General features: G+C 70.4%; 8 protein-coding genes. 2 read left to right on the top strand and 6 right to left on the bottom strand.

Annotated features, from left to right (window positions below):
• Positions 1-3: 3 nt before the first annotated feature.
• The gene (locus tag AOK15_RS01450) at positions 4-576 is read right to left on the bottom strand and encodes a MarR family winged helix-turn-helix transcriptional regulator (RefSeq protein ID WP_055511844.1); all 573 of its coding nucleotides are present in this window, start codon (positions 574-576) and stop codon (positions 4-6) included.
• A 132-nt stretch (positions 577-708) separates the two neighbouring features.
• Here AOK15_RS01450 and AOK15_RS01445 point away from each other — a divergent pair, with 132 nt between their 5' ends.
• On the top strand, positions 709-1,056 hold the full coding sequence (locus AOK15_RS01445; RefSeq protein WP_055511842.1) for a VOC family protein: 348 nt from the start codon (positions 709-711) through the stop codon (positions 1,054-1,056).
• An 8-nt stretch (positions 1,057-1,064) separates the two neighbouring features.
• Positions 1,065-1,367, top strand: coding sequence for a hypothetical protein (locus AOK15_RS01440; protein ID WP_055511840.1), 303 nt, complete (start codon positions 1,065-1,067; stop codon positions 1,365-1,367).
• A 58-nt stretch (positions 1,368-1,425) separates the two neighbouring features.
• Here AOK15_RS01440 and AOK15_RS46400 read toward each other — a convergent pair whose 3' ends face one another.
• The 5 genes from AOK15_RS46400 to AOK15_RS01415 all read right to left on the bottom strand — a co-directional run bounded on the left by AOK15_RS46400 (position 1,426) and on the right by AOK15_RS01415 (position 8,315).
• Positions 1,426-1,770 carry an RICIN domain-containing protein gene (locus AOK15_RS46400; RefSeq protein ID WP_240508258.1) on the bottom strand — a complete coding sequence of 115 codons (345 nt, stop codon included), beginning with the start codon at positions 1,768-1,770 and terminating at the stop codon, positions 1,426-1,428.
• A 1,632-nt stretch (positions 1,771-3,402) separates the two neighbouring features.
• Positions 3,403-5,160 (bottom strand): amylo-alpha-1,6-glucosidase, encoded by a 1,758-nt coding sequence (locus tag AOK15_RS01430; protein ID WP_055511838.1) that lies wholly within the window; start codon positions 5,158-5,160, stop codon positions 3,403-3,405.
• A gap of 81 nt (positions 5,161-5,241) precedes the next feature.
• On the bottom strand, positions 5,242-6,066 hold the full coding sequence (locus AOK15_RS01425) for a carbohydrate ABC transporter permease (protein ID WP_055511836.1): 825 nt from the start codon (positions 6,064-6,066) through the stop codon (positions 5,242-5,244).
• On the bottom strand, positions 6,063-7,049 hold the full coding sequence (locus AOK15_RS01420) for a carbohydrate ABC transporter permease (RefSeq protein WP_055511834.1): 987 nt from the start codon (positions 7,047-7,049) through the stop codon (positions 6,063-6,065). Before AOK15_RS01420 ends, AOK15_RS01425 begins: the two co-directional genes overlap by 4 nt.
• Positions 7,050-7,070: 21 nt before the next feature.
• Entirely contained in the window at positions 7,071-8,315 is a 1,245-nt protein-coding gene (locus AOK15_RS01415) for a sugar ABC transporter substrate-binding protein (RefSeq protein ID WP_055511832.1), read from the bottom strand.
• Positions 8,316-8,538 lie beyond the last annotated feature (223 nt).

Below are 8,538 nucleotides of genomic sequence, written 5' to 3'. Positions count from 1 at the left end.
GCCCTAAGGCTGCGGGCGGCGGCCGCTGCGGCGGGGGGCCGGGGCCGCGCCGTCGAGGAGGGCGAGGCGGCGCTCCTCGCCGTGCTCCTCGACCTGGAGGACGACGCGCCGCAGTCCGTCCGCGACGCTGCGGCATTCGTCGACGTCGAGTTGCGCGGCGACGAAGGCCTCCTCCTCGTTGAACGCGGGGAACACGCGTCGCATCAGTTCCTCGCCCTCCTCGGTGAGGCTGAGCAGCACCAGCCGGCCGTCGGTGGGGTGCCCGGCCCGCCGCAGCAGCCCCCGCTTCTCCAGCGTCCGGGAGACCCCGGTGAGCGTCCCCTTGGAGATGCCGGCCTCCTCCGCGACGTGCCGGGTCTCGGACTCGCCCCAGATCCAGACCACCCACAGCACGACGAACGCCGTCCAGGTCAGGTCGGCGCCGCGCAGCACCGAGTTCTCCAGGTGCTGCCTCACCGCCGACGCGGCCCGGTAGATGTTGGCGACGACCGCCATCTGCTCGTGACGGACGGGGATGCCCCCGAGCTTCGCCTCCGCGAGCTTCTCGGCTTGCGTGATGGATCGTTGGCCGGGCACGGGCACACTCCTTGACGCCATGGGGCACATCGGATCTCAGATGTCGTTCGGCTCCAAATTGTACGGAGCGCGGCGACGCGAGCGGTGATCACCTCCCCCGCCCGGAGAGCGCCGCGGCCCTACCATGGCGTCATGTCCGTCGAACTGTTCGCAGGCGTCCTCGTCAACGACTACGAAGCGGCACTCGGTTGGTACGAGCGCCTGTTCGGTTCGCCGCCGACGTTCATCCCGAACGACACGGAGGCCGTGTGGGAGCTGGCTGAGCACCGGTACATGTACATCGAGCACCGGCCGGGGCGCGGCGGTCACGCCCTGCACACCGTGTTCGTCGACGACCTCGACGCCCGTGTCGAGGGCATCACGGACCGGGGGCTGAAGCCCGCGAACCGGGAGACCTACGCCAACGGCGTCCGCAAGATCACGTACCACGACCCGGACGGCAACGAGATCGGCTTCGGCGGCGCTCCCGCCCGGCTCTGACGACACCCATGGCTTCCGGCACGCCGCCCCTCACCCCGGAGCAGGCCGTCGAGCTGGTCCGCGCCCGGTACGCCCCGCCTCGGTCGGCCGACGGCTCCCCCGCCGAGTTGCACGTCCACGAGTTCGACGTCGGCTATCTGGTGTACGCGGTCCTCCCGCCCCGCACCGATCCCTCCGGCCGCCCGCTGCCCGCTCCACCGGGCGGCGCCAATGTCGTGGTCTCCAAGGAGACCGGCAAGACGGTCACCGTCCCGAACCTCCCGGCGGAGCAGGCCGTCGCCCTCTACCGACGGAATCTCGCGCGCGAGTGATCGGAGGGCCGCGGTTGCTCGGGGGGCCGCGGTCGTCGTCCGCGGCCCCCCGAAGGCGTCAGCTCTTGCCGAGGAGGCGCCAGATCTGGTTCTTCTTGGTGCTCAGCGCGCTCGCCGCGTCGCAGGGCCACTGGTGGATCTTCGCGCCGGCCGCGGTGGAGATCTGGCTGACGTCGACGCACTTGCCGCTGTGGACGGCGACCAGCTGGTAGTCGTCGGCGTTGCCGAGCGCTGTCACCGGGCGCAGCTGGAACTGCTGGTTGGCGGCACCGTTGCAGGTGTACTGGATGACGGCGGCGCCGTCGGTGGTGGAGGCACCGTTGACGTCGAGGCACTTGCCGCTGTGCTGGTTGACCACCGTGTAGGTGTCCGCCTTGCCGGCGACCGGCTTGAAGTCGAACATCTGCTGGTAGCCGCCCTCGCAGTCGTACTGCTGGTACTGCGTGCCGTCGGCCTGGCTGAGGTCGTGTCGTCCAGGCACTGCCCGCTGTTCTCGCTCACGGCGACCGTGGAGACGGTGGTGTCGGACGGCGGGAGCAGGGTGACGGTGTAGCCGTCGGCGGCGGCGGTCCAGGGCACGTTCACGGAAGCCGCGTCACCACTGACCGTCAGGGTCTGGTCGGAGACCGTGACCGGGCCGGTCACGGCTCCGCCGTTGTTGTTCGGTACACGCTGGACGACGGCGCGGACCTTGCCGTTCTCCACCACCGAGGTGGTGTCGAGACGGCCCAGGTTGACCGTGACCGTGCCGGTGTTGCCGTTGCTGCCGAGCAGGATCTTGGCGTTGCGCGCGGAGTTGTCCTTCGTCGCCAACGCGTCGGTGTTCGTCCCCGGCGTCACCTTCACGACGTTCCCGGTCTGCGAGCCGTAGTACCGGTACAAGAACCACTCGCCCAGCGGCAGGTACTGGCTGCCCGTCTTCGTCAGCAGCTTCGCCTGGAAGTCGTGCAGATTGGCGGCCGACGCCCAGTTGGCCCGCAGGCCGTCCGCCCCGGCCCGCTCCAGCCGGGAGATGTACCAGCCGCCGCGGCCGGGGTTCTGCTCGTTGGTGTTGCCGTACTCGTTGACCTGGAAGGGCCGGCTCGTCGTCATCGACCGTGCCGAGAGCATGGACTTCACGGCGTTGCTGTCGGTGACCGGGTCGCCGGGGAGGTCGTGCCAGCTGTAGGTGTCCGGAGCGACGTTGTTCGCCTTCACGTAGTCGAGGTACGTGTTCCACCAGGTGTTGTTCGCGGACGGCTTGCTGCAGGTGCTCGGGCCGACGACGACGGCGCCGGGGATCGCGGCCCGGATCTTCTGGTAGGAGCGCTTCCACATCTCCAGGTACTGGGGCTGGCCGGATCCCCAGAACAGGCTGCAGTCGGGCTCGTTCCAGATGTCCCACTCGATGTCCGTCATCCCCGCCGCCTTCACGTCACTGAGAAGACGGTCGTAGAAGGCGTCGAAGCGGGACCAGTCGCCGTTGTCACCGGGGAAGGTGGGGGTGGTGGTACCGTCCGCGCCCCACAGGTCGTGCGGCAGTATGACGAACGTCCCGCCGAGCGCCTTGGTGCGCTTGTACTGGGCGAGGGTGGAGTTCCAGCGGCGGTCGTACTTGCCCGCGACCCAACCTCCCGGGTTGTCCAACTGGGCGCCGCCGGCCCGCATGTACCTCCACTTGATGTCCGTGTAGAAGTGGTCCTGCGGCAGCGAGCCGTTCTCGGACATCCCGTAGATCGTGCCCGAGGCCCGGTAGGTGGGGGCGCCGCCGACCGTGGCGAAGTCCACGGCGACGGTCGTGTCGGCGGCCTGGGCCGAGGTGCCGGGCAGGACGACGGTGGCGGCGACCGACGCGAGCAGTGCCGCGAGCGTGACCGTCCGCGAGCGGACTCCCGTCCGGGCGGTTCTGGTCGTGCGTGCCGAGAGGAGAGGCAAGGGGGATATGTCGCGCATGGTGGGTCTCCTGGTGTGATGTGGTGCGCTGCGGTGCGGTGTGGGGGGCGGAGTGGCGTGGCTGGGTGCTGTCCGGACGGGGTGAGGGGTCTTGCCGAGGACCTCAGCCGGTGAGGTGCTCGGTGGGTGGGGCGTGCCGGAGTTCGTGGGCCTCGGCGAGGAGCAGGTAGGCGGCGGCGGTCCAGGTGTAGGCGCGGTCGCGCAGGCCCGTGCCGGTGAGGGCGTCGAAGTTCTCGGCGAAGCCGTGGGTCTCGCACAGGGCGCGGAAGCGGGTGCTGATCTCGTCGGCGAGCCGGTGGTGGCCGGCGCGGCGCAGCCCGTCCTCGACGAGGACGGTGGCGGGGGCCCAGATCGGGCCGCGCCAGTAGCCGTCGGGGAGGTAGTGCGGCGAGTCGGGCTGTTCGGTGGCCAGGCCGTACGGGGTGAGATGGGTCCCGATCCGGTCGGCGAGGACGGTGCCGACCGTCTCCGGCAGGTGCTCCCCGAGGGCGATGGGCATGAGGTCGAGCAGGCTCGCGCTGGTCCAGGTCTCGCCGGTGTCGGCCGACCGGGCGGCGAACCGGTCGCCCTTCCACAGGTCGCCGAGCATCGCGGCCTGGGTCTCCTCGGCCGTCCGCGTCCAGCGGCTGGCATCGTCCGGCCGCCCCAACTCATCGGCCAGCGAGGCGAGTTCGCGGAGTTGCAGGGTGAGGAAGGCGGCCAGGTCGGCGGTGACGACGACGCGTGCGGGGTCGAAGGTGGTGGCGTTGTCCCAGCCGCTGTCGTTGCCGTGCTGGTAGTGGGGCAGGGCGGCGCCGGGTGCGCGGCGGGCGGTGAGCCAGAAGTCCGTCCAGCGGCTCAACCGGCCGTACGCCTGGGTGAGTTGTGCGTGGGTGAGCGGTTCGGGGAGCCGTCGGCGCAGCAGGCCGAGGGTCCAGCCGTGGATGGGGGGCTTGACGAAGTTGTGCAGGACTTCGGAGTGGGTGACCGAGTCGGGCAGGGCCCCGGCCTCGTCCTGGTGGTCGAAGGGCAGGGAGAACTGGTCCCAGGCCAGGTCGGGAGCGCCGGGGGCGAGGGCGAGGGCGTTGAAGCAGTGGTCCCAGCTCCACACCTTGTCCATCCAGTGTTTGGACATCAGGACCGCGGGCCGGGTCACGAAGCCCCGTGGGCTGACGGTCGCCGACCACAGGACGTAGGCGGCGAGTTCCGCGGCCGGGGTCGCGGCCGAGCGCCAGGGCGCCACGCGGTCGGCGAACGCGGCGAACGCGGTGCGCGCGGCCGTCACGACCTGGTCGAACCCGGCGGTCGAGGCGTAGGGGCGGCGCGCGGTCTCGTACTCCTCGACGGCGACCTCCCAGGTCCCGTCGGCCCCGGCGCCGACGGTGACACCGCGGTCCGCGCCGCCCAGCGCCTGCGCGCCGGGCACCTCGATGACGGTGCCGGACAGGACGGTGATCCGGTAGCGCCGCCCGGTCTCGTACGAGGTGAGGACGTACGCGTCGGCGCCGGGCTCCCGGTAGAAGTAGGTGCCGCTGAACGGGGTGAGGATAGGGGCGGCCGCCCGGAGCGCGAGGGCGAGGCCGCCGCCCCGCAGCCGCACGGTGTCCGGTGTCTGGTAGGCGAGGTCGACGCGGCCGGTCGGACCGGTCCAGGCGAGCAGGCCGGGGGTCGCCTCGACGCGGGTGTCGGCCCGGTCGCCCGTCGCCGGGTCCAGGGGAACCAGGCGCAGCACGGCGTGCATGCCGTTCTGGTGGGAGACGAGGTGGAGATCCTCGGACCGCGTCTTCTCCGCGAGCACGGGAGAGATACCGAACCAGGACCCGTACGTGCTGAAGGGGATGTCGTGGACGGAGAAGGCCGGGCCGGACGGTGCGGCGGTCATGGGGGTCACTCGTTTCTCGGGCAGGGGGGATCGCGCCGCCACCGGGAGGCGGTGGAGCCGTGAGGGGGGAGGAGGGGGAGGTCAGTCCTTGACCGCGCCGGCGGTGACGCCCGCGGCGACGTACCGCTGCGCGAGGACGAGGATGACCGCGGCCGGCAGGGAGGCCACGACGGCGGTGGCCATGATGGCGTTCCACTCCTGGTTGTTGTTGCCTATGTAGTGGTAGATGCCGAGCGTGATCGGCTCGTGGGCGCCGCCGTTGACGAGGGTCCCGGCGAAGACGAAGTCGGACCACGACCACAGGAACGCGAACAGCGACACCGTGACGACGGCGTTGCGGCTCATCGGCAGGACGATCGACACGAAGGTGCGCAGCGCCCCGGCGCCGTCGGTCTTCGCGGCCTGGAGCAGTTCGCCGGGGATGCCGGACATGAACGCGGTGAAGATGAGCACGCCGAAGGGGACGGCGAGCGTGGAGTCGGCGACGATCAGGCCGGGCACCGACTGGAGCATGCCCAGCTGGAGGTAGATGGCGTAGAAGCCCATCGCCATGATGATGCCGGGGATCATCTGGGCGGCCAGCAGCAGGAAGGTGAGGATGCCGCCACCGCGCGGGCGCAGCTTGGCCAGCGCGTACCCGGCGGGCGCGGCCAGGGCCACGGTGAGGACGACGGTGCCCAGGCCGACGACGAGGCTGGTGCCGAGGTACGGCACCTGCTCGTCCAGCACGGTGCGGTAGCCGTCCAGGGTGCCGTGCGCGGGGAACAGGTCCGGTGGGCTCTTGCGCATGTCCCGCTCGGGGGTGAGGGACACGTTGAGCATCCAGTAGACCGGGAAGAGCATGATCCCGGTCAGGAGGAGGCCGAGGGTGGTCTTCCACCAGGAGCGTGCGGCGCTTCGGTTCATGACAGTGCCTGCTTTCGCTGGACCTTCAGGTAGATCAGGCCGAACACCAGGGCCGCGACGACGAGCAGGTTGCCGACGGCCGCGCCGGGCCCGAAGGCGGGCAGGAGGTTGCCGAATCCGAGCTGGTAGGACCAGGTGGCGAAGGTCGTCGAGGAGTCGGCGGGGCCACCCTTGGTCATGATCCAGATGATGTCGAAGACCTTGAGCGTGTAGACCAGCCCCAGCAGCAGCGTGATCGCCGACACGGGGCGCAGCAGCGGGAAGGTGATCCGCCAGAACCGCTGCCAGGCGTTCGCCCCGTCGAGGGCGGCGGCCTCGTACAGGCTCGCCGGGATGGACTGCAGGCCGCTGTACAGGACGACCAGGTTGAACGGGACGCCGATCCAGATGTTCGCGAGGATCACCGAGGTGAGCGACCAGTCGGGGGAGGTCAGCCAGTTCACCGGGCCGACGCCGACGGCGTGCAGGGCCGCGTTGACGATGCCGGAGTCGCTGTTGAGCATCCACGACCAGGTGGAGGCGGACACGATCAGCGGCAGCAGCCACGGCACCAGGAACAGTGCCCGCAGGGTGGCGGAGAGCCGGAAGTGCTGGTGGAAGAAGACCGCGAGGGCCAGGCCGATCGCGTACTGGAAGACCAGGCACACGGCGGTGAAGACGACGGTGTGCAGCAGGGCGGGCGCGAACGTCGGGTCGTCGAAGACCTTCGTGTAGTTCGCGAGGCCGGTGAACGGGGCGTCGCCCTGGACGAAGGAGCGGACGGTGTAGTCGCGCAGACTCAGATCGAGGTTGCGGTACAGCGGATAGGCGTAGAAGAGCGCGAGGTAGAGGGTGACCGGGGCGAGGAACGCCCAGGCGGCCCAGTGCGGGGAGGTCGGGCGGCGCCGTGCTCGCGCGTCGGCCGGCCTGGGGGCGGCGGTGGCCGCCGCCCCCTTACGGACCTGTGCGGGCCGGCGATCCGGCATCTGTGTCACGTGGTTCATCTGCGGACCGGCCGTTCCCGTCTACTGGGCGGCGGACTGCGCCTTGGCCAGCGCGTCCTTCGGCGACCCGGCACCGCTGAGGGCGGACTGGACGGCCTTCCACAACTGCTCGGAGATCTTCGGGTACTTGGTGCCCAGGTCGTCGCTGGTGCGGCCCTTGGCCGCCTTGACCGCGTCCACCCAGGGCTTGAGCTGGGCGTTGGCCGCGACCTGCTTGTCCTGCACTTCGGCGGTGGGCGCCACGTAGGACAGGGTGGTGTCGGTGTCGAGCAGGTTCTGTGTGCTGGTCAGGCAGGTGGCCAGCTTCCGCGCGGTGGCGTAGCGGCCGGTGTCGCTCTGCACGGGGAGGGTGACGAACTCACCGCCGGTCGGGGCGGCGGCGTTGCCGCCTCCGGAGCCGGGTATGGGCAGGACGCCGTAGTCGAAGCCCGCCTTCTCGGCATTGGCGAGCTGCCAGGTGCCGTTCTCCGCGAACGCGTAGTCGCCGCTCGCGAACTCCTGCCAGCTGGTCGTCTGCGTGTTGTTGATGACCGAGTTGGGGGCATACCCCTTCTCCAGCCAGCCCTTCCACAGCGACAGCGCGGAGACGGCCTGCTCGGAGTCGAGGTCGGTCAGCTGGGCGCCGGAGCCCCAGAACCACGGCAGGAACTGGAAGCTGCCCTCCTCCGTGCCGATCGCCGAGAACGTGATGCCCTTCTTGCCGACCTTCTCCACCTTCGCCAGCGCCGCCGTCAGCGACTTCCAGTCCTTCACCGAGGCGATGTCCACACCGGCCTTCTTCAGCACGTCCTTGTTGTAGTAGAGGGCGAGGGTGTTGGCACCGATCGGTGTGCCGTAGGTCTTGCCGCCGGACTGGCCGGCCGCGAGCAGGTTCGGGTCCGCCTTGGAGGTGTCCAGCTTGTTCTCGTCGGTCGTGGTGAGGACGCCCGCCTCGGCCAGCGTCGACACCACCGGGTTGTCGACGATGAGCACGTCGGCGGAGTTGTCCTGCTGGGCCGCCAGCAGCGCCTTGTTCGACAGGTCGCTGGTGTCGAAGGCGGTCCGCTTGACCTTGACCCCGGCCTTGGTGCCGCAGTCGTCGAGCAGCTTCGCCCAGGCCGAGCCCTTGTCGAACTGCGGGTACGGGTCCCAGATCGTGTACGTGCCACCGTCCGCGTCCTTGGCGGCACCGGTGCTGCCCGAGCCGGAGGAGCAGGCGGTGCCGACGACGGCGACGACGGTCGTCAGGGCCGTGGCGATGAGACGGCGGCTGGTGGTTCTACGCATGGCGGGTTCCTTGGTTCCAGGCACAGCTGTGCCGTGAGAGGGGCGGAAGAGAGGCATACGGGCACACCGAACGGCCATGTCAGGGGTGTCGGGGTTCGGGTGGCCGGTGCAGAGAGGGGGGAACGGGAAGGCCCGTGGTCTGCGGTCGGGAGCCGCTGTTCAGGGGGCGCGGCTCGGGGACAGCGGTTCGGCGCTCGGGGATTGCGGCTCGGGGGGCGGAAGA

The organism is Streptomyces ossamyceticus (assembly GCF_001418475.1).
GTDB lineage: Bacteria > Actinomycetota > Actinomycetes > Streptomycetales > Streptomycetaceae > Streptomyces > Streptomyces ossamyceticus.
The sequence above is the reverse complement of the archived record's forward strand: the minus strand, read 5'-3'. Positions and strand labels throughout refer to the sequence as shown.

Coding starts and splice junctions, on each gene's coding strand:
- AOK15_RS01445 (WP_055511842.1), top strand. CDS start 709: ATGTCCGTCGAACTGTTCGCAGGCGTCCTCGTCAACGACTACGAAGCG.
- AOK15_RS01415 (WP_055511832.1), bottom strand. CDS start 8,315: ATGCGTAGAACCACCAGCCGCCGTCTCATCGCCACGGCCCTGACGACC.
- AOK15_RS01430 (WP_055511838.1), bottom strand. CDS start 5,160: ATGACCGCCGCACCGTCCGGCCCGGCCTTCTCCGTCCACGACATCCCC.
- AOK15_RS01420 (WP_055511834.1), bottom strand. CDS start 7,049: ATGAACCACGTGACACAGATGCCGGATCGCCGGCCCGCACAGGTCCGT.
- AOK15_RS01425 (WP_055511836.1), bottom strand. CDS start 6,066: ATGAACCGAAGCGCCGCACGCTCCTGGTGGAAGACCACCCTCGGCCTC.
- AOK15_RS46400 (WP_240508258.1), bottom strand. CDS start 1,770: ATGTTCGACTTCAAGCCGGTCGCCGGCAAGGCGGACACCTACACGGTG.
- AOK15_RS01440 (WP_055511840.1), top strand. CDS start 1,065: ATGGCTTCCGGCACGCCGCCCCTCACCCCGGAGCAGGCCGTCGAGCTG.